General features: G+C 47.7%; 17 protein-coding genes and 8 tRNA genes. 16 read left to right on the forward strand and 9 right to left on the reverse strand.

What is annotated here, in order from left to right; genetic code table 11:
* The first annotated feature begins 20 nt into the window (after positions 1-20).
* From F0316_RS11605 to F0316_RS11645, 9 genes are all read left to right on the forward strand, one after another.
* Positions 21-96, forward strand: a tRNA-Thr gene (locus F0316_RS11605).
* Between the two features lie 10 nt (positions 97-106).
* Positions 107-182: transfer RNA gene (locus tag F0316_RS11610), tRNA-Phe, on the forward strand.
* A 37-nt stretch (positions 183-219) separates the two neighbouring features.
* Positions 220-295 (forward strand) — tRNA-Asn (locus tag F0316_RS11615).
* 255 nt (positions 296-550) lie between these two features.
* On the forward strand, positions 551-2,176 hold the full coding sequence (locus F0316_RS11620) for a methyl-accepting chemotaxis protein (RefSeq protein WP_000769917.1): 1,626 nt from the start codon (positions 551-553) through the stop codon (positions 2,174-2,176).
* A 414-nt stretch (positions 2,177-2,590) separates the two neighbouring features.
* Positions 2,591-2,666, forward strand: a tRNA-Phe gene (locus F0316_RS11625).
* A 41-nt stretch (positions 2,667-2,707) separates the two neighbouring features.
* Positions 2,708-2,783 (forward strand) — tRNA-Thr (locus tag F0316_RS11630).
* Positions 2,784-2,798: 15 nt separating this feature from the next.
* Positions 2,799-2,874, forward strand: a tRNA-Asn gene (locus F0316_RS11635).
* A gap of 28 nt (positions 2,875-2,902) precedes the next feature.
* Positions 2,903-2,978, forward strand: a tRNA-Thr gene (locus F0316_RS11640).
* Between the two features lie 14 nt (positions 2,979-2,992).
* A tRNA-Asn gene (locus tag F0316_RS11645) sits at positions 2,993-3,068 on the forward strand.
* A 154-nt stretch (positions 3,069-3,222) separates the two neighbouring features.
* Here F0316_RS11645 and djlA read toward each other — a convergent pair.
* Positions 3,223-4,077, reverse strand: a complete 855-nt coding sequence (gene djlA, locus F0316_RS11650; RefSeq protein WP_000546924.1) for a co-chaperone DjlA — start codon at positions 4,075-4,077, stop codon at positions 3,223-3,225.
* A 158-nt stretch (positions 4,078-4,235) separates the two neighbouring features.
* Here djlA and lptD point away from each other — a divergent pair, with 158 nt between their 5' ends.
* The 6 genes from lptD to F0316_RS11680 all read left to right on the forward strand — a co-directional run bounded on the left by lptD (position 4,236) and on the right by F0316_RS11680 (position 11,018).
* Entirely contained in the window at positions 4,236-6,587 is a 2,352-nt protein-coding gene (lptD, locus tag F0316_RS11655) for an LPS assembly protein LptD (protein ID WP_001277605.1), read from the forward strand.
* Between the two features lie 52 nt (positions 6,588-6,639).
* Entirely contained in the window at positions 6,640-7,935 is a 1,296-nt protein-coding gene (gene surA / locus F0316_RS11660) for a peptidylprolyl isomerase SurA (protein ID WP_095477656.1), read from the forward strand.
* Positions 7,925-8,917 carry a 4-hydroxythreonine-4-phosphate dehydrogenase PdxA gene (pdxA, locus tag F0316_RS11665; RefSeq protein WP_000095775.1) on the forward strand — a complete coding sequence of 331 codons (993 nt, stop codon included), beginning with the start codon at positions 7,925-7,927 and terminating at the stop codon, positions 8,915-8,917. Before surA ends, pdxA begins: the two co-directional genes overlap by 11 nt.
* A 13-nt stretch (positions 8,918-8,930) precedes the next feature.
* On the forward strand, positions 8,931-9,746 hold the full coding sequence (rsmA, locus tag F0316_RS11670) for a 16S rRNA (adenine(1518)-N(6)/adenine(1519)-N(6))-dimethyltransferase RsmA (RefSeq protein WP_149560497.1): 816 nt from the start codon (positions 8,931-8,933) through the stop codon (positions 9,744-9,746).
* A 71-nt stretch (positions 9,747-9,817) separates the two neighbouring features.
* Positions 9,818-10,198: a Co2+/Mg2+ efflux protein ApaG gene (apaG, locus tag F0316_RS11675; protein ID WP_000383338.1), complete on the forward strand. Its 381-nt coding sequence runs from the start codon at positions 9,818-9,820 to the stop codon at positions 10,196-10,198.
* 10 nt (positions 10,199-10,208) lie between these two features.
* Entirely contained in the window at positions 10,209-11,018 is an 810-nt protein-coding gene (locus F0316_RS11680) for a symmetrical bis(5'-nucleosyl)-tetraphosphatase (RefSeq protein ID WP_000035035.1), read from the forward strand.
* Positions 11,019-11,166: 148 nt separating this feature from the next.
* On the opposite strand, the gene folA is transcribed toward F0316_RS11680, so the two are convergent.
* The 6 genes from folA to rplU all read right to left on the reverse strand — a co-directional run bounded on the left by folA (position 11,167) and on the right by rplU (position 14,992).
* Positions 11,167-11,664, reverse strand: coding sequence for a type 3 dihydrofolate reductase (gene folA / locus F0316_RS11685; RefSeq protein WP_000973540.1), 498 nt, complete (start codon positions 11,662-11,664; stop codon positions 11,167-11,169).
* 12 nt (positions 11,665-11,676) lie between these two features.
* Entirely contained in the window at positions 11,677-12,150 is a 474-nt protein-coding gene (locus F0316_RS11690) for a threonine/serine exporter family protein (RefSeq protein WP_000954087.1), read from the reverse strand.
* On the reverse strand, positions 12,150-12,911 hold the full coding sequence (locus tag F0316_RS11695) for a threonine/serine exporter family protein (protein WP_000444259.1): 762 nt from the start codon (positions 12,909-12,911) through the stop codon (positions 12,150-12,152). Before F0316_RS11695 ends, F0316_RS11690 begins: the two co-directional genes overlap by 1 nt.
* 121 nt (positions 12,912-13,032) lie before the next feature.
* A complete protein-coding gene (gene cgtA, locus F0316_RS11700; RefSeq protein ID WP_000673585.1) occupies positions 13,033-14,205 on the reverse strand; it encodes an Obg family GTPase CgtA in 1,173 nt (390 codons plus the stop codon).
* Positions 14,206-14,399: 194 nt separating this feature from the next.
* The gene (rpmA, locus tag F0316_RS11705) at positions 14,400-14,660 is read right to left on the reverse strand and encodes a 50S ribosomal protein L27 (protein WP_000940599.1); all 261 of its coding nucleotides are present in this window, start codon (positions 14,658-14,660) and stop codon (positions 14,400-14,402) included.
* Between the two features lie 20 nt (positions 14,661-14,680).
* A complete protein-coding gene (gene rplU / locus F0316_RS11710) occupies positions 14,681-14,992 on the reverse strand; it encodes a 50S ribosomal protein L21 (RefSeq protein ID WP_000271393.1) in 312 nt (103 codons plus the stop codon).
* A gap of 270 nt (positions 14,993-15,262) precedes the next feature.
* Here rplU and ispB point away from each other — a divergent pair, with 270 nt between their 5' ends.
* The gene (gene ispB / locus F0316_RS11715) at positions 15,263-16,234 is read left to right on the forward strand and encodes an octaprenyl diphosphate synthase (RefSeq protein WP_000345929.1); all 972 of its coding nucleotides are present in this window, start codon (positions 15,263-15,265) and stop codon (positions 16,232-16,234) included.
* Positions 16,235-16,383: 149 nt separating this feature from the next.
* Here the strand turns inward: ispB and F0316_RS11720 are convergent, their stop codons facing one another.
* A complete protein-coding gene (locus F0316_RS11720; protein WP_001960407.1) occupies positions 16,384-17,790 on the reverse strand; it encodes a basic amino acid/polyamine antiporter in 1,407 nt (468 codons plus the stop codon).
* A 473-nt stretch (positions 17,791-18,263) separates the two neighbouring features.
* A complete protein-coding gene (mdh, locus tag F0316_RS11725; protein ID WP_000861563.1) occupies positions 18,264-19,199 on the reverse strand; it encodes a malate dehydrogenase in 936 nt (311 codons plus the stop codon).
* Positions 19,200-19,301: the final 102 nt, after the last annotated feature.

Raw genomic sequence — 19,301 nt, forward strand, 5'->3', positions numbered from 1 at the left:
AAACAGCAAAGGTTACGTGTGCCGGCTTAGCTCAGTAGGTAGAGCAACTGACTTGTAATCAGTAGGTCGCCAGTTCGATTCCGGCAGCCGGCACCACTTAAAATTTGCCTCGATAGCTCAGTCGGTAGAGCAGAGGATTGAAAATCCTCGTGTCGGTGGTTCGATTCCGCCTCGAGGCACCACTATTAAAAGTTGTGCCATAGACACAATAAAAATTGTTCCTCCTTAGCTCAGTCGGTAGAGCGACGGACTGTTAATCCGCAGGTCGCTGGTTCGAGCCCAGCAGGAGGAGCCACTTTTAGAAACCCAGTCCTTGACTGGGTTTTTCTTTATCTGCATTTGGGATTTCGCTTCTCACTTCGCAAACATCCCGCCTCACTTAACCGATCGTTTTCACCTCTTCTTTTTTATTTCGAGGCAAAAATTTAATCCAACTCATACTTTCACACTTATTTCGTATCAATAAATAAGCAAGCTCATTACTATCACGCCGACATCAAACCGTCACAAAAATTTAATCTGCTTACACCTTCCCCATAGGGTTCAAACTATGAAATTAAAAACCCAAGCTTATTTATTATCTGCCATCATTCTCGCCGCACTTCTCGCGCTAACCGCGACCGGGCTGTGGACGTTACGTGTGGCCAGCAATCTCGATAACAAAGCGCGTGTAACCGAGCTGTTTAATAGTGCCTACAGTATTTTGACTGAGGTAGAGAAGCTGGCTCAAGAAGGCAAAATGTCGGAGCCAGAAGCCAAAGCGCTCGCCACCCGCCTAATGCGCAACAATCTCTACAAAGATAATGAATATGTGTATGTGGCAGATGAAAATATGACTTTTGTGGCGACGCCGCTCGACCCACAACTGCACGACACCAGTTTTCACGATTTTAAAGATGGTAAAGGCAATAGTGTTGGCCGCTTAATTCAAGATGTGCTGCGTCATCAATCCGGCAAGTTGGTGGAATATACGTGGACACAAAAGCAAGCAGATGGCTCGATTGAAGAAAAGCTCTCGATCGCCCGCAAAACGCCACACTGGGGCTGGGTTGTCGGCACGGGTATTGGTTTTAACGAAGTGAATGCGCGTTTTTGGTCTACCGCGCAATGGCAACTAAGCTTATGTGTGGTGATCGCCGTTGCGATTTTATCTCTGCTACTGGTCGCGATTCGTAAAATACTGCTGATTATCGGCGGTGAACCCAATGAGGTACGCAGCGCAGTACAAGCGGTGGCACAAGGCCGCATTCGTCGTGAATTTGCGATACAAGCCCCTAAAGAGAGTATTTATGGTGCAGTGCAGCAGATGAGCAGCTCACTTGCAGACTTGGTGGCTAAGCTTGAGCAATCCATGGTTGCTTTACGCTCTGAATTAGCCGGCGCAGGTACTCGTGCTAAAAGCATTGCCGAATTAACGGATAGCCAGCAGCAATCTACCGCCATGATTGCCACTGCAATGACCGAAATGGCCTCTTCAGCGAACCAAGTCGCCGATTCTGCGCGTGATACCGCATTCAATACCGATCAAGCGGATCAGCAAAGCCAGCATACGCAAAAGCTCATCCACAACACGGTAAGCAATATTCAAGGCTTGGCGACTCAATTACAAACTGCGAGCACAGCAGTTGCCGATCTGGATCTGGATGTCAAAAACATCGCTAAAGTACTGGATGTGATTGGTGATATTGCAGAGCAAACCAATTTACTGGCGCTGAATGCGGCAATTGAAGCGGCACGCGCTGGCGAGCAAGGGCGCGGTTTTGCCGTCGTGGCTGATGAAGTGCGTAACTTAGCGGGCCGCACGCAAACCAGTACCAAAGAGATCCAGCAGATGATCCACAATTTGCAGGAAGGGTCGTGTAATGCGATTCAAACCATCCAGATTTGTGGGCAAACCAGTCAAAGCAGTGTGCAAGAGTCAGAAAATGCCGCTTCTGCGCTGGCATTGATTGTGAGCGCACTCGAAAGCGTCTCTTCGATGAGCCATCAAATAGCCACGGCGGCCGCTGAGCAAACCCAAGTCAGCGATGATATTGCGCGCCGAATCAATATGATTGAAGAAAGTGGCTCAAAACTGAGCCGAGTGGTGATGGAGAGCCACAATAGTACGCAAACTCTCACCAAACTCGCCCGCGAGTTAGAACAGTGGGCTGCGCATTTTGAGGTCACTCGTTAAGCATACTTTCAGTTCAGTGATCGCAAAACGTTTCACCGAACTGATGGGTTACCCGTCGTTATGATACCCAAACTTCTTGACGTTGCCTGTCGTCAGCCAGTGCATTCATCCCATGAGCCTACCTACTCTATGATTGGGATGAATACACTTAACCAACACGGCTGCAGCTTCAAGTAGGAAGGGTATAACTGAAAATATTTATCAAGCAGGTATTTTTACGTACTTTGTGATTTTCTGGCTACGCTTAAAACTCTCTATTTCACTGAGCGAGTGGGTCTTGTGGCTCATTTAGCGATATTTTGGCAAGCGAAATGGACAAAAACAGGCCATTAAGTATAGAAAAACAACAAACGATATTTTTTTTAGATTTTCATGTTGACGACTACCACGAAAAACCTTTTAATACACCCCGTCGCCCGGATAGCTCAGTCGGTAGAGCAGAGGATTGAAAATCCTCGTGTCGGTGGTTCGATTCCGCCTCCGGGCACCACAATTTTGATTGTTGGTGCTTGCACGAACAATAACAAATGTGCCGACTTAGCTCAGTAGGTAGAGCAACTGACTTGTAATCAGTAGGTCACCAGTTCGATTCCGGTAGTCGGCACCATTAAAAAAGAATAATTCCTCCTTAGCTCAGTCGGTAGAGCGACGGACTGTTAATCCGCAGGTCGCTGGTTCAAGTCCAGCAGGAGGAGCCAATTTCTCACTTGCCTTGCAAGTAGATTTGCCGACTTAGCTCAGTAGGTAGAGCAACTGACTTGTAATCAGTAGGTCACCAGTTCGATTCCGGTAGTCGGCACCATTAAAAAGAATAATTCCTCCTTAGCTCAGTCGGTAGAGCGACGGACTGTTAATCCGCAGGTCGCTGGTTCAAGTCCAGCAGGAGGAGCCACTTTTAGAAACCCAGTCTATGACTGGGTTTTGTTTTATCTGTCGAAAGTTTTATCTATCGAAAACCGCCCCATTCTAATTGCTCTTTTGACTGCAAAAGAAAGGCAAACGGTTAAGTTTGCCTTAGAAAAGCTAAGCGCATAATGACGATGAGCTTACTTAATGCCTTTCTCCTTTCGGATCAGCTCATAAGCGTGTTGGATTTGCTGAGATTTTTCTTTCGCGACGTTCATCATCTCTGGCGGTAAACCTTTCGCCATCAGCTTATCTGGGTGGTGCTCATTCATCAGCTTACGATAAGCTCGCTTCACCTCTTGTGCACTCGCACTTTCGCTCACCCCAAGCACTTCGTAGGCATCGGCCAATTGATGGCGTGATGAAGGCTGCTGCCATTGCTGCCCACTATGGGATTGCTGCTGCGAACCACCAAAGCCACCACCTTGTTGAAATCGAAACGCCGCTTCCTGCATGCGTAAACGGCGCTCTAACTGCTCGGAAGAAAAACCAAGCCCACGCGCAATACGATGCAGTACTTGACGCTCACTCGGGTGCACATCCCCATCAGCAAACGCGGAAGAGACTTGCAGCTCAAGGAAAAACTGTAGCAGGTCAAAACGCCCGCCCGTGGCGATTTTCACGCGCTCTAACACTTGCTCTAGAGGAAAATCGCTTTCTTTCCCGTCACGAAACGCATCTTGTGCAGCACGTTTTTGCTCTAGGGTCAGGTTCATGCGATCCATCATGATGGTCGCGAGTTGGATCTCTTCTTTGGTGACTTGACCCTTGGCTTTTGCTACATGCCCCATCACCGAAAATGCGGATTTAAAAAACTCCTCTTGGCGCTCAGCTTGGCTAGGGCCTGCACCAAAGGTACCACTTTGAAAGCCAGCCTGATTTAAACGACGAGCCTTATCAAACTGGTGGCCAAGGAAGATCCCAAAGATTGCGCCAAAGGGGCCACCAAATAGGAAGCCAAAAAAAGCGCCAAGAATTTTGCCAAAAATATGCATTATGTGCTCTCAATCTATGAATTTTTCTGGAGTGAAGCGGTCTGATAGTGGCGCAAGCGTCAATTTCCTTTATGATAAGGACCGTTTATATTTCAGGCTCCTAAGTTCGGAATCCATCAAGTTCAACAGGCCACAAGTTCAACAGGATGTACAACCCCATGTCATGCTTTTCCCGCACGTTTTTAGCCGCTTCGATTAGCGCTGCACTCTTTGCACCTCAGATACAAGCAGAAGCGAGTGTGGATGACAATCGCGCTCAATTACCTAATGGTGAGCAGTGTTTAGTCAACCAGCCTGAGCCTACTAATCCCGGCCAACAGCCTATCAATGTCGAAGCGGATAAGCTAGAGGCAATCAATGGGCAGAAGGCGACCTATTCGGGGAATGTCGTTGTCGTGCAAGGTAAGAAACGCATTGCTGCGGATAACGTGACTTTGCATCAACAAGAGAATGTGGTTGTCGCTGAAGGTAATGTTCAGTTCAGTGATGGTGAGATAAAAACACACTCCACCAAAGCGACCAACCATCTCAATACCGATGAAATGACGCTGGAAAATACTCGCTACCAGTTTTTGTGTGAACCGGGCCGTGGTGAAGCGGTGTATGTTTCGAAAACGGGCAAAGCCGTGTATGAAATTGAAGATGGCTCCATCACCTCATGTCCTGATGGTGATAATGCATGGCGGATGCGTGCTTCCAGCATTGATGTGGATCAGAATGAAGAGATTGCGACCTTCTACAATCCGCGTCTTGAAGTGCAAAACGTACCTGTGTTCTATCTCCCCTATTTGACTGTGCCAATCGGTGATACGCGTAAAACTGGTTTTCTATACCCGACGGCCTCTTACGGCTCACGAAATGGCTATTCGTTTGAAGTACCAATCTATTGGAACTTGGCACCCCAATATGACTTAGAAACCACCTTCAACTACATGCAAAAGCGCGGTACACAACTCAATAGTGTGTTCCGTTATCTGACCGATTTTGGTGCGGGGCAAATCAAATCTGAATATCTTGCCGACGATCAGCTGCACACTGAATTAGGCGATCGCTGGGCATTCCAATATGAACATAACGGCATCTATCAACAAGCGTGGAAGTTTGAAATCGACTACTCCAAAGTCAGCGATATCAACTATTTCTCTGACTTAGATTCGGGAGTCGGTAATCGTGAAGATGGACAGCTCATCCAAGAAGGGCGTGCCACTTACCGTAGCGACAACTGGGATTCTGCGCTGTTGGTGCGGGATTTCCAACTACTGACCAAGGATACCACTAGCACGAACTTGCCTTATCGGTTAATGCCGCAGCTCAGCTACAACTACTATGCTCCAGAGACGATGAAGTATCTGGATCTTGACCTTGTCAGCCATGTCTCGCGCTTTGAAACCGATGCAAGAGGCAAACCCTCTGCAACTCGAGTACATATTGAACCTGGGCTAAAAATTCCGTTCAGCAACACTTGGGGCAACTGGACAACCGAAGCACGTGTCTTGGGCACCTACTATCAACAAGATCTTGATAAGACCACAGATGCCAAACTGGAAGAGAGTGTGACACGCGTTATCCCTGAGATTCGCAGTGTAGCTGGCATTGTGCTTGAACGAGATACGGTACTGTTTGATGACTACACTCAAACCCTTGAACCCAAAATTCAATATCTCTACGTGCCAGAAAAATATCAGGACAATATTGGTCTGTATGATTCCACTTTGCTGCAAACCGACTACTACGGGCTATTCCGCAGTCGCAAATACAGCGGCGTAGACCGAATTGAGTCCGCCAACCAAGTCAGCTACGGTGCATCGACTCGTTTCTTTGATAGCAACTATAAAGAGCGCCTCAATATCGCGTTTGGTCAAATTTTCTATCTGGACAGCAAGCTCAATCCGTCCAATAAAAATCCAGACAGCACATCGGATAAAACCAGCTATTCCGCTTGGGCCGTTGAGATGGACTTTAACTTTGCTGACTATCTGTTCTATCACGGCGGCATTCAATACGACATCGATAGCCAAGCCGTTCAACTTGGCAACAGTACATTAGAATATCGAGTCGCCAGCGGTTATATTCAAGCTAACTACCGCTATGTTGCTAAGGATTACATTCGCAATACCGTCGGCGACAGCATTACCAATATTGATGACATTACCCGAGACGGTATTTCACAAGCGGGCATTTTGGCGGGTTACCAGTTGAGTCGTAAATGGTCGGCTAGCGGTCAATATTACTATGATCTGACCACAGACGAGGCGTTAGAGTGGCTGGCTAACCTGACTTACACTTCAGATTGTTGGTATGTGGGCTTTACTTACAGTAACCAATTAAAAAGCTGGAACGGCAACTTTGTTACGGATCCTTACGCGACTCCGATTTATGAGAATAACTTCAGCTTTAACATCGGGATTATTGGTTTTGGCACCAGCATTGGCGCAGGCTCAAGCATGACAGGTGTCGATAGCGCAGGTAACTCACTCGGTTATGGTCGCCCATTCTTCCTGAATAACTAATTCACCTAGCCTGAGGAAACTCAGGCTTAAAACATTTTAGATAGGACTGCACATGAAATTGTGGAAACCCACACTAATTAGCGTTCTTAGTGCGCTGACTCTCTTCAACGCTCACGCAGAGCCCAAACAACTCGATAGCGTGGCAGTGATTGTCAATAGCGGCGTCATACTACAAAGTGATGTGGACAGCGCCCTAAAAACCATCAAGGCCAATGCCAAGCAGAACAAGCAGCCTTTGCCACAAGAAACGGTGCTGCGCGAACAAGTATTGGAAAAACTGATCATCGATACTTTGCAGCAGCAAGAAGCGGATCGGATTGGGGTAAAAATTGATGACAACCGCCTCAACGAAGCGATTAAAGAGATAGCGAAAAACAACCAACAGACTCAGGATCAGTTGATTGCTTCGGTAGCGCAAGAAGGCTTAACTTACCCAGAGTTCCGTGAGCAAGTCCGTAAAGAGATGGCGGCGAGTGATGCACGCAATGCCTTAGTTCGTCGTCGTATCAACATTCTGCCCGCCGAAGTTGATACGTTAGCTGAGCTGCTTGCGCAGGAAACCGATGCCACCGTGCAATACAAAATCAGTCATATTCAACTGCGAGTCGATGACGGACAAGATAAAAGTGCCGCGGAAACCTTGGCCAACAAGCTGGTCAACGACCTAAAAAATGGGGCAGACTTTGCGCAAATGGCGTACGCCTACTCCAAAGGCCCCAAGGCCCTGCAAGGGGGAGATTGGGGATGGATGCGCAAAGAAGAGATGCCAACCATCTTTGCTGATCAGATCAAAATGCAAAACAAAGGCAGCATTATTGGCCCGTTTCGCAGTGGTGTCGGTTTTCACATTCTGAAAATTGACGATGTAAAAGGCCTAGAAACGGTCGCGGTCACAGAAGTTAATGCTCGTCACATTTTGATCAAACCGACCATCATCCTCAGCGATGAAGGCGCGCAAAAGCAGCTCAATGAATTTGTACAGCGCATCAAAAATGGCGAAGTGACCTTTGCAGAATTAGCACAGCAATATAGCCAAGACCCCGGCTCTGCCGCGCAAAAAGGTGAACTGGGCTATCAAACTCCCGATCTGTATGTCCCAGAGTTTAAACACCAGATTGAAACCTTACCCGTAGGCCAAATCAGTGAACCGTTTAAAACCGTACATGGGTGGCATATCGTAGAAGTGCTCGATCGTCGCGAAGTGGACAGAACTGATTCCGCACTGAAAAACAAGGCCTACCGTATCTTGTTCAATCGTAAATTCAATGAAGAAGCCAGTGCTTGGCTGCAAGAGCTGCGTGCCAGCGCCTTTGTTGAAGTATTGAAGGACGAGAAGGATGAGCAGTAAACGCATCATTGTCACAGCTGGTGAGCCCGCGGGGATCGGTCCCGATCTGGTGCTCGCCCTCTCAGCACAAGATTGGCCACATCAACTGGTGGTGTGTGCCGATAAGGCGTTATTGGCGCAGCGGGCCACGCAACTTGGAATACAGGTTAAGCTACTGGATTATCAACGCGATAATCCAGTGCAAGCTCAACAAGCAGGAACCTTGTTGGTTGAGCATATTTCTCTCGCTGAACCCGTCGTCGCCGGTCAACTCAATCCAGCGAATGGACACTATGTGTTAAAAACGCTGGAAAGAGCGGCAAAAGGCTGTATGAATGGCGAATTTGATGCTATTGTCACCGGCCCTGTGCACAAGGGGGTGATCAACCGTGCGGGGGTTGCTTTCAGCGGTCATACCGAATTTTTTGCTGAACAGTCAAAGACTCCCCTCGTCGTCATGATGCTGGCCACCGAAGGCTTACGTACTGCGTTAGTCACTACACATCTGCCACTCGCAGAAGTGCCGCAAGCAATAACTTGTGAACGTCTAGAGCAGATTGTTCATATTCTCCACAAGGATTTAGTCGAGAAATTTGCCATTGCAGAGCCTAAAATCTACGTATGTGGGTTAAATCCACACGCAGGTGAAGACGGTGTATTGGGCATGGAGGAGATCGAAACCATCACTCCTACCCTACAGCGTTTGCGTGAGCAATATGGCATGCAATTGGTTGGTCCTTTACCAGCCGATACTATTTTTAGTGAAAAATACTTGCAACAAGCGGATGCCGTTCTCGGCATGTACCATGATCAAGTGCTTCCAGTGCTGAAATACAAAGGCTTTGGCCGCTCAGTCAATATTACGCTCGGGCTGCCTTTTATCCGCACTTCGGTCGATCACGGTACGGCACTCGATCTGGCTGGAACGGGTCAAGCCGATGCGGGAAGCTTTTGGACTGCATTAGCTTACGCAATTGAATTAGTTGATAAAAAAGCGCAATAACTTAGAGAAAACTATGAGAAATGATGTCCACTTAGGGCACAAAGCGCGTAAACGCTTTGGTCAGAACTTCCTCAATGATCCTTACATCATTGATGGTATTGTGTCGGCAATTAATCCCAAACCGGGGCAAAACTTGGTTGAAATCGGCCCAGGGTTAGGCGCCATCACAGAACCGGTAGGACGTGAAGTGGATAAGTTCACTGTCATTGAGCTTGACCGCGATCTGGCCGAACGCCTGCGTAATCATCCAGAATTAGCCAGCAAGCTGACCATTCATGAAGGCGATGCGATGCGTTTCGACTTCAAACAGTTGGTGAAACCCAATAACAAACTTCGCGTGTTTGGTAACTTACCTTACAACATCTCAACGCCGCTGATGTTCCACTTGTTTGAATTCCACCGTGATGTTCAAGACATGCACTTCATGCTGCAAAAAGAGGTGGTGAACCGATTAGCCGCAGGTCCGGGAACCAAGGCCTACGGTCGACTAACCGTGATGGCGCAATACTACTGTAAAGTGGTTCCGGTACTAGAAGTGCCACCTAGCGCATTTGTGCCACCACCAAAAGTGGATTCGGCCGTGGTACGTTTGGTGCCTTATGAAGATCTCCCTCATCCAGCAACCAGCTTAGAGTGGTTAGATCGCGTGGTACGTGAAGGCTTTAACCAACGCCGTAAAACGGTGCGTAACTGTTATAAAGGTTTGGCTGAACCGGAAACACTGGAAACTCTGGGCATCAACCCAGGTATGCGCCCAGAAAATCTGACCTTGGCTCAATTTGTGGCATTAGCGAACTGGCTTGATGCCACACACAAAACTCACGCATAATCGATAAGGACGACATTCAGTCGTCCTTTGTTTATCTGCCAATATCTGACTACTAAGCTGAGGAGTCGCTCATGGATGTTTCGCTGCCCTGTATCAAAATTCAGGTTCAAACTCGCTACATTGAGGAACAATCAAATCCTGAGTATCAGCGCTTTGTGTTCGCCTATCTCATCACCATCAAAAATCTCAGCTCCCAGACCGTCCAACTGATGAGTCGGCGCTGGTTGATCACGGATGCCGATGGCAAACAGACCGTGGTTGAAGGCGATGGCGTTGTGGGAGAGCAACCTCGCATCAAAGCTAACGATGAATATACCTACAGCAGTGGCACGGCCTTAGATACTCCCGTCGGTGTGATGCAGGGGCAATATTTGATGATCGATGAACAAGGTGAGTCTTTCACGGTTGAGATTGAACCATTTCGTTTAGCCGTTCCGCATGTATTGAATTAAGGGAGTTTGTGTGGCGAATTATATCGTTGGAGATATTCAAGGCTGCTTTGACGAGCTACAGCAACTGCTCAAACAGGCCGAATTTAATTCTCAGCTTGATACGCTGTGGTTTGCGGGAGATTTGGTCGCTCGTGGTCCAAAATCACTAGAAACCTTGCGTTTTGTCTATCAGTTAGGGGATGCAGCACGAGTTGTGCTCGGCAATCATGATTTGCATTTGCTCTCGGTAGCACTCGGTCAGCATCCCGCTAAACGGCGCGATCAAACCCAAGCGATTTTAGATGCGCCCGACGCCGCGCCATTACTCGATTGGCTACGTCAGCAGCCTTTGCTCGCTGAACATCAAGAGTTTGTACTGTGCCATGCTGGCATCTCACCACAATGGGATCTCGCCACTGCACGTCAAGCAGCGCAAGAGGTCGAGTCTGTACTTCGTAGCCCCGAGTGGAGCACCCTGATTGAGCAGATGTACAGTGACCAACCCGACGCATGGCATCCAACGCTACAAGGGATAGATCGCTTGCGTTATATCGTTAACGCATTTACTCGTATGCGCTTTTGTTTCCCAGATGGTCGTTTAGATATGCAATGCAAACTGCCACCACAAGAAGTGACTGACGGTAGCTTACTACCTTGGTTCCAATTACCACAGCGCATTGCTCTTGAAAAGACGGTGATTTTTGGCCATTGGGCGGCATTAGAAGGGTATGTGAGTGAAACGGTGATCGGCCTAGATACGGGTTGTGTGTGGGGCGGAACCCTGACTATGCTGCGTTGGGAAGATAAACACTACTTTAGCCAAGCAGCGCTGCCAACATAAAACAGCACCCGTTGATACGGGTGTTGACAGTGTCTGCTCTGACTATACCTGCTATGACGATACCCAAACGACTTGGAGTTGCAGGTCGGCGGCAAATAAGTGACAAATGTGTCTGGAACCAATTTGCTCAGCCAACACTGCTGCAACATCACGTAGGAAGGGGATTTTGGCGTTCAAAAATCACAAAATCCATCCCGTAGGCATTTTTTTCATCGGCAGGATAATGCTCACGAGAGCGCTCTAGCCAATCACTCCCCCATTCAGGAAACTGAGTATCACCCTCCAGTTTTGCATGGATCTCGGTAATATACAGTTTATGGGCCATCGGTAAACAGGCCGCATATAAGCTACCACCACCGATGATCATCACCTCATCGACCTCACCCGCTTTCGCCAGCGCTGCCTCAATGGAGGTCACCACATCCACCCCCTCAATCTGCAAACTCGCATCACGGGAGATCACAATATTGTGCCGCCCCGGTAAAGGACGTCCGATCGATTGGTAGGTTTTACGCCCCATCACAACAGGCTTACCTAATGTACAGCGTTTGAACCACGCGAAATCAGCCGGTAGATGCCAAGGCATCTGGTTATCTTTACCAATAATGCGCTGGTCTGCCATCGCGGCAATCATACTGATCATCATTTTTCTCTTACCTTAAATAATCGGTTTGCGGCGGTAGAATAACAGTCCAGGTACAGCAAGGCCAACCGCCAAACCCGCAATGATAAACATGGCTTTAAGGAAGTTTTCTAATAAGGCTTCCATCAGCTCGGGCGAAAAACCCACATGGTTAATTTCGACTAACGCGATCATGGCTTTAAATGCAAAAACACCAGGAACCATCGGGATAAGCGCAGCAACCGTAAACACTTTAGGATGAGCCAGAAAACGACGAGACCAATAGACACCAACCATACCCACTAGAGTGGCGGCAAAAAAACTCGCCCACTCAATCGGTACGCCAAAGTGCATCATCAAATAACGCGAGCCATGCCCAAGTGCACCACCTAACGCACAATATTTCAATGCGGGCACAGGCACATTGAAGACTAAAGCAAACCCAACCGCCGGAATCGCGGCAAAAAACATATCGTTGAGTAGTCCAAAAAACAGATCCCAGCTTAACATTACCACCCCCAAATTCCGGTGATGCTCATTGCCGCGACAATACCGAGCGCCGTGGCTAGAGTCAGCAAACTCGCCATCACAAAGCGTGCAATACCCATATTGATATACCCTTTGAGCATATCTGCGACCGCATTAATTAATGGAAAGCCGGGCACCAGCATTAACACGGAAGAGGCCATGACGATCGTCGGTTTGTTGCCGAGTTGATAAATCACAGCTTGGGCAGAAATCACGGAAGTCACGAAAGCCGTTGCCGCAAAATTGATGAGTGGATTGAACTGGCGATGGCCGATTTCTTGGCGAACGATCATCCCAACTGACGAGGCGATCAAGGTAATCAAGAACACCATCCAATCGCCCCCAGCCAAACGGCTGAATGCCGCGCAAGAGAGGCCAATCATGACCACAACTAGCCAACGATTGTAACGCTCTGGACTGATGTGATTGAGTTTTCGCTGCGCTAAGCTGTGATCGAGAATGCCTTTTTCCATCATGATGCAGATCCTTTGAATCTGCGTCACCACACGCATATTGATGCCGCGATCTGGGCTGCGTCGCGCAGTCGTAATGCAGTGCTCTTTATAGACGGTCGTCACCACAAGCGAGCTCGCCGAGAGAGAGACTTCGACTTCACTCATCCCACTCGCCAACCCCATGCGGCGCATTATATCGCCGACTAAAGTACTTTCTGCGCCATGCGCTAATAACATCTGCCCTGCCTGAGCAATCAAACGAGAAACGGCTCTCTGTTTGGATTCCATGATTCCTTTCCTAAAACCTAAATATGCCGAAGAGAGAGTAAGTGTGCCCGAAACAAACTTTAGGAAAGTTGATTTAGACACAAAAAAGCCGCAACTAAGTTGCGGCATACCAGTAAGTTAATCAGTCACGAACATAGATAACGTGGCCGTCATCTTCTTCATCGTCCCAATCATCCCAATCGTCATCATCTTCAGTGATCACTTCACGACCAGCCAATCCGTCTTTATGGTTATAATCCCATGTGAAATCGACTTTTTCGGCTTCTGTTTTCTCTTCCGCTTCTCTTGGTAAGGTATCCATGAACTCGGCAAGCTTCATGCACAGCTCTTTGGTGCCTTGACGATTCGCCGCAGAGATTTTGAAGTAATCGCCTTCCCATGCCAGAGCATCGATGATGTCTTGAATGATCTCATCCGCTTCTTCTTCTGACATCAGATCAACTTTGTTGAACACCAACCAACGTGGCTTTTTCGCCAGCTTTTCACTGTACTGTTCAAGCTCATCAATAATGGTCAACGCATTGTGTGCAGGATCGCTTTGATCAGCAGGCATGATATCAATCATGTGTAGCAGCACGCGACAACGTTCAAGGTGCTTAAGGAAACGAATCCCTAAACCAGCCCCTTCTGCAGCGCCTTCAATCAAGCCTGGGATGTCAGCCACCACAAAGCTTTTCTCCGGCAGCACGCTCACCACACCAAGGCTTGGTACTAGCGTGGTAAACGGATAATCCGCCACTTTAGGTTTAGCCGCAGAAACAGCACGAATGAAGGTCGATTTACCAGCATTTGGCATGCCGAGCATACCAACGTCAGCCAACAGCAGCAGCTCTAAACGAATATCACGCAGCTCACCCTTGGTACCCAAGGTTTTTTGACGTGGAGAGCGGTTCACCGAGGATTTAAAACGGGCGTTGCCCAAACCGTGCCAACCACCTTTGGCGATCATGACTTTTTTGCCATGTTCGGCCACTTCACCAATGATTTCATTGGTGTGAATATCGACGGCACGAGTACCTACCGGTACGCGCAGCTCTTTGTCTTTACCGCTTTTACCCGTACAGTTACCGCCACCGCCGTTTTTACCACGTTCCGCTTCATAAAAGCGCTGGAAACGATAGTCAATCAAGGTGTTGAGGTTTTCATCAGCGACCATATACACATCGCCGCCATCACCACCATCACCGCCATCAGGGCCGCCATTGGTAACGAATTTTTCACGCCAGAAGCTCACAACACCGTTGCCGCCATCACCAGCTTGAACTTTAATTACCGCTTCATCTACGAATTTCATTTTTCCTCCACTCAATCTCGTGGGAAATCTTAATCAGTCTAGTAAACCTGAGAACGTAGATCCCAGAAAACAATCGCCTGCTTGGATCAGGCTACATTCAGGTCTAGGGTCTAGGGTCTAGGGTCGACCACACTTTCGATAAATAAAAAACCCCACCAAACGGCAGGGCTTTTAAATTCATCAAGAAACTTGGCTTATTCAGCAGTTTCGATGCTAACGAATTTACGGTTGTTAGGACCTTTAACCTCGAACTTCACTTTACCATCAGATAGAGCGAATAGAGTGTGGTCTTTACCGATACCTACGTTAGTGCCAGCGTGGAACTTAGTACCACGTTGACGAACGATGATGTTACCTGCAAGTACAGATTCACCACCGAAACGCTTAACACCTAGACGTTTGCTTTCTGAATCGCGGCCGTTACGAGTAGAACCACCAGCTTTTTTGTGTGCCATTGTTGAACTCTCCTAATAACTTAAGCGTTGATACCAGTGATTTTCACTTCTGTGAACCACTGACGGTGACCTTGTTGCTTACGAGAGTGCTTACGACGACGGAACTTAACGATTTTTACTTTATCGCCACGACCGTGTTGTACCACTTCAGCAACTACTTTACCGCCCTCAACCAGAGGAGCACCTACTTTAATGTCTTCACCGTTAGCAACCAGCAGAACTTTATCAAATTCTACAGTTGCACCAGTTTCAACGTCTAATTTCTCTAAACGAAGAGTTTGACCTTCGCTTACACGGTGTTGTTTACCACCAGATTGGAAAACAGCGTACATATTTTACTCCGCTCTTTCCGCACAGCCTATGCTTATATTTTATGCGATAAGGGTGTGCGCTAAACTAATCATCAATAGGGCGCAGATTCTACGTGAATGATGTGCCTATGACAAGCCATATTTTGAAAAAAATGGCGAAAAGCTAATCGCCAAACAAAAGTGCCGCAATCATGCCTTTAAGCCATGTATTAATCAATGATTTTTAGTGTATTATGCAGCGATTCCAGAAGACTAAATGCCTTACACGCTCTTATTTCAGCCGGATTTACGATGGATTTTAAAGCTATCCAAGCGCTTACTGCCAATGACATGGCAAAAGTGAACGAAACGATTCACGCTCAACTCAATTCTGACGTTTCCCTAATCAACCAACTTGGTTTCTATATCATCAGTGGTGGTGGGAAGCGTTTACGCCCATTGCTGGCGGTTTTATCCGCCAAAGCGCTCGGTTATCAAGGGTCACATCACACGACTGCTGCTGCGTTTATTGAATTCATTCATACGGCAACCCTGTTGCACGATGATGTGGTCGATGAATCAGACTTGCGCCGCGGTAAAGCAACCGCCAATGCCGCGTTTGGTAATGCCGCCAGCGTATTAGTCGGTGATTTTATCTACACTCGCTCGTTTCAGATGATGACAGAATTAGGTTCAATGAAGATCCTGAAACTGATGAGTGATGCGGTAAACGTGATCGCTGAAGGTGAAGTACAGCAATTAATGAACTGTAACGATCCTGATACCACCGAAGCCAGCTACATGCAGGTTATTTACTCCAAAACTGCACGTCTGTTTGAAGCGGCAACCCAGATTGGCGCTATCCTGTGTGATGCTTCTCCTGAAGTCGAACTGGCGATGCAAAACTACGGTAAATACCTAGGCACAGCCTTCCAACTGATTGATGATGTGATGGATTACACTTCAGATGGTGATGAGATGGGTAAAAACGTCGGTGACGATCTGGCAGAAGGCAAACCTACCCTACCACTGCTTTATGCGATGCAGCACGGGAATCCTGAGCAAGCCGCGATGATCCGTGAAGCCATCGAGAAAGCCAATGGCATGTCGCGTCTTAATGAGATTCTCGCAGCGATGGAGCAAACCGGCTCTTTACAATACACCATTGAAAAGGCGCTGCATGAAGCGGATAAAGCCATCGCTGAACTTGCGATTTTGCCAGAAAGCGAATACAAACAAGCCTTGATCACGCTCGCCCATATGGCGGTCAATCGCAGTAAATAGTCTGCAAATTCGGTGAGATGACCACAGCAACTCACTCAAAAATGGATTACGTTTTGTTACTAAAGAAACCCCTCAGCTCTACGAGCTTGAGGGGTTTCTTTTATCCGTCCCGAGCTTTAGACAATGTCGACTATGGCATCAACGCTATTTTACCAAGCGCCTTGCCAAAGCATGCCTGCCGCCCCAACGGCAAACAGCAGTAGGGTGCTGGCTCCGACCATTTCTCGGCCGCAGAATGCTTTTACACCTTGCTCACGCTTTGCTTTGAGATAGAAAGCGAAGCCCGGTACATACAACAGGGTTGAGAGCATCAAATAGTGCAAACCTGAAGCATACAGCAACCATAAACCATAAGCCGTTGCGCCAAAGCCAATCAATAGCAATTTCCCTCGATCTCCTTGCTCCAGAGCAAGCTTAAGGGTAAAAGCGCCCACCAGAAAATACGGCACTAAAATCATCTCTGAGGCAAAGATCAATAAGCTATCGTAAGTGCTGGCAGTATAGCGCACCAAGATCAAGGAGACTTGGATACAGAGTGTGGTTAAGAACAAGGCATTAACTGGACTTCCCGCTTGATTCTGCTTGGCAAAATGGCGGGGAAACATCTTATCTTTGGCGGCAAGGAAAGGCGCTTCGGAAGCCAATACCGTCCAGCTCAAAAACGCACCGCAAACCGAGATCAAAAGCCCAACCGCAATAATGTACTTACCCCAAGGACCAATAATCGCAGTCAACACTTGCGCCATAGAAGGATTCGGGTATTGCGCCAACTGATTGACTTGAATCACGCCCATCGACAACAGCGTGACTAAGACATAAATCGACAGAGCCGTGAGTAACCCAAGAATGGTCGCGCGACCGATGTCTTTACGCTGACGTGCTCGGCTTGATACCACCACCGCACCTTCAATCCCCACAAAGACCCAAACCGTGATCAACATAGTTGCTTTGACCTGACCGAGCAGATCAGCGCCTGAAATGTGATGGAGCCCTGCGAAATCCAAGCTAAATGTAGACCAGTTGAACGCCGCAATCGCACACACAATGAAAAGTAGCAAAGGCACCATTTTGGTCATAGTGGTGATGAGATTGATCAGCGCAGCGGTTTGCACCCCTCTTAACACTAAGCTGTGAACACCCCACAATAGTAGAGAAGCGCCACCAATTGACCACCAAGTATTACCTGAGCCAAAGATAATCTGATCAGGCGTATCAAACAGCAGTCCTAAAGTACTGAACACAATCACCAGATAAGAGACGTTCGCGACCATGGCACTAAACCAGTAGCCCCACGCCGAGCAAAATCCGGCAAAATCACCAAAACCTTCACGAGCAAAACCAAACACACCACTGTTCACATGGGGTTTATTGACGGCTAAATATTGAAAAGAGAGCGCAAGAAAGATCATGCCGATCCCAGTGATCGACCAACCGATCATCACTGCCAGTGGACTGGCAACCGCTGCCATATTTTGTGGCAAGCTAAACACGCCCGCACCAATCATTGAACCAATCACTAGCGCCGTGAGAGAGCCTAAACCCAGTTTTTTATCCATTATTTTTTAATCACCAATAACAGAGGTAAAAAGCCATCTTCCCCTTCCAAACATCGGTCACAAACAAGAGAAAATCCGCCTGCAACAGCCGAAGGGCCACCATTCCACTCACAAAACATGAGTCGAAGCATACAAAAAACAGCGCATATTACACGAAAAGCAGTGGGATGAAATGATAATTAGATAAGTAACATAAGAATTCACTAGTGGAAAACCAATGTCTGGAATTTAAAACTGGAAAATCAAATAATTAATTTTAAGACCTCCCAAATCTCAAACTACTTGAAGTTGCAGGTAGGCGGCAAGTAAGTGAATCCCCATAAGCATAGGCATAGGCATAGGCAAACTATGTGATTGGGGTGAACGAGTGTAGCCAACACCGCTGCAGCTTCAAGTAGGAAGGGGATATCATTGAGATAAAAAAATACCGCTCTTCAAGAGCGGTATTTTCCAATGCTTAAATCGTTTTTCGATTATTTTACAAACTCAACACCGATTTGAATGTCGCCTTTGAGCGTATCTAACATGCCATCCAGCGCGGCTTGCTCATAAGCGCTCAGTTTGCCGATATCCAGCAACGCTTCAACGCCATTTTTACCTAGCTTGATAGGTTGGGCAAAGAATGGAGCGTACTCCCCCTCACCTTCTACATACGCGTACTCAACAACATCAGATTCGCCTTGCAGTGCTTTAACCAGTGCAAGACCAAAACGACATGCCGCTTGGCCCATAGAAAGAGTCGCTGAACCACCACCCGCCTTAGCTTCAACCACCTCGGTACCCGCATTTTGGATACGTTTAGTCAAAGCGGCGACTTCTTCATCGGTAAAGCTTACGCCTTCTACTTGCGACAACAGAGGCAGAATGGTAACCCCTGAGTGACCACCAATCACAGGCACACGAACTTGGCCCGGATCTTTATCTTTCAGTGCGGCAACGAAGGTTTCAGAGCGGATCACATCCAGTGTGGTGACACCAAATAGCTTACGCTTGTCATACACACCGGCTTTTTTCAGCACTTCGGCTGCGATAGGGACCGTTGTGTTCACTGGGTTAGTAATAATGCCAACACAGGCTTTCGGACACACCACAGCAATTTTTTCTGCCAATGCTTTCACAATACCAGCGTTCACATTGAACAGATCCGCACGATCCATACCCGGCTTACGTGCAACACCCGCAGAAACCAGAACCACATCCGCACCTTCCAACGCAGGCGTTGGGTCTTCACCCGCATAGCCTTTGATGGTAACTGGTGTTGGGATATGACTCAGATCCGCAGCGACACCCGGTGTGACAGGCGCAATATCATACAGCGCGAGATCAGAACCAGCAGGAAGACGGTTTTTGAGTAACAGAGCAAGGGCTTGACCAATGCCGCCAGCGGCACCAATAACAGCGACTTTCATCGTAAATCTCCTTGAGAGTAATCTCTTATATGTTTGTAGGGTGATTAGGTGTATCCGACCGTCAAACGCTATAGTAATCACAATCTGATTACAATCAATTAA

Source organism: Vibrio cholerae (genome assembly GCF_008369605.1).
Lineage (GTDB): Bacteria > Pseudomonadota > Gammaproteobacteria > Enterobacterales > Vibrionaceae > Vibrio > Vibrio cholerae.

Bases quoted from the DNA above. Each gene is read 5' to 3' on its own strand.
- pdxA (WP_000095775.1), top strand. From the start codon at position 7,925: ATGAGCAGTAAACGCATCATTGTCACAGCTGGTGAGCCCGCGGGGATC.
- F0316_RS11690 (WP_000954087.1), bottom strand. From the start codon at position 12,150: ATGTTAAGCTGGGATCTGTTTTTTGGACTACTCAACGATATGTTTTTT.
- rsmA (WP_149560497.1), top strand. From the start codon at position 8,931: ATGAGAAATGATGTCCACTTAGGGCACAAAGCGCGTAAACGCTTTGGT.
- surA (WP_095477656.1), top strand. From the start codon at position 6,640: ATGAAATTGTGGAAACCCACACTAATTAGCGTTCTTAGTGCGCTGACT.
- folA (WP_000973540.1), bottom strand. From the start codon at position 11,664: ATGATGATCAGTATGATTGCCGCGATGGCAGACCAGCGCATTATTGGT.
- F0316_RS11620 (WP_000769917.1), top strand. From the start codon at position 551: ATGAAATTAAAAACCCAAGCTTATTTATTATCTGCCATCATTCTCGCC.
- djlA (WP_000546924.1), bottom strand. From the start codon at position 4,077: ATGCATATTTTTGGCAAAATTCTTGGCGCTTTTTTTGGCTTCCTATTT.
- apaG (WP_000383338.1), top strand. From the start codon at position 9,818: ATGGATGTTTCGCTGCCCTGTATCAAAATTCAGGTTCAAACTCGCTAC.
- rpmA (WP_000940599.1), bottom strand. From the start codon at position 14,660: ATGGCACACAAAAAAGCTGGTGGTTCTACTCGTAACGGCCGCGATTCA.
- rplU (WP_000271393.1), bottom strand. From the start codon at position 14,992: ATGTACGCTGTTTTCCAATCTGGTGGTAAACAACACCGTGTAAGCGAA.
- mdh (WP_000861563.1), bottom strand. From the start codon at position 19,199: ATGAAAGTCGCTGTTATTGGTGCCGCTGGCGGCATTGGTCAAGCCCTT.
- F0316_RS11720 (WP_001960407.1), bottom strand. From the start codon at position 17,790: ATGGATAAAAAACTGGGTTTAGGCTCTCTCACGGCGCTAGTGATTGGT.
- F0316_RS11695 (WP_000444259.1), bottom strand. From the start codon at position 12,911: ATGGAATCCAAACAGAGAGCCGTTTCTCGTTTGATTGCTCAGGCAGGG.
- lptD (WP_001277605.1), top strand. From the start codon at position 4,236: ATGTCATGCTTTTCCCGCACGTTTTTAGCCGCTTCGATTAGCGCTGCA.
- ispB (WP_000345929.1), top strand. From the start codon at position 15,263: ATGGATTTTAAAGCTATCCAAGCGCTTACTGCCAATGACATGGCAAAA.
- cgtA (WP_000673585.1), bottom strand. From the start codon at position 14,205: ATGAAATTCGTAGATGAAGCGGTAATTAAAGTTCAAGCTGGTGATGGC.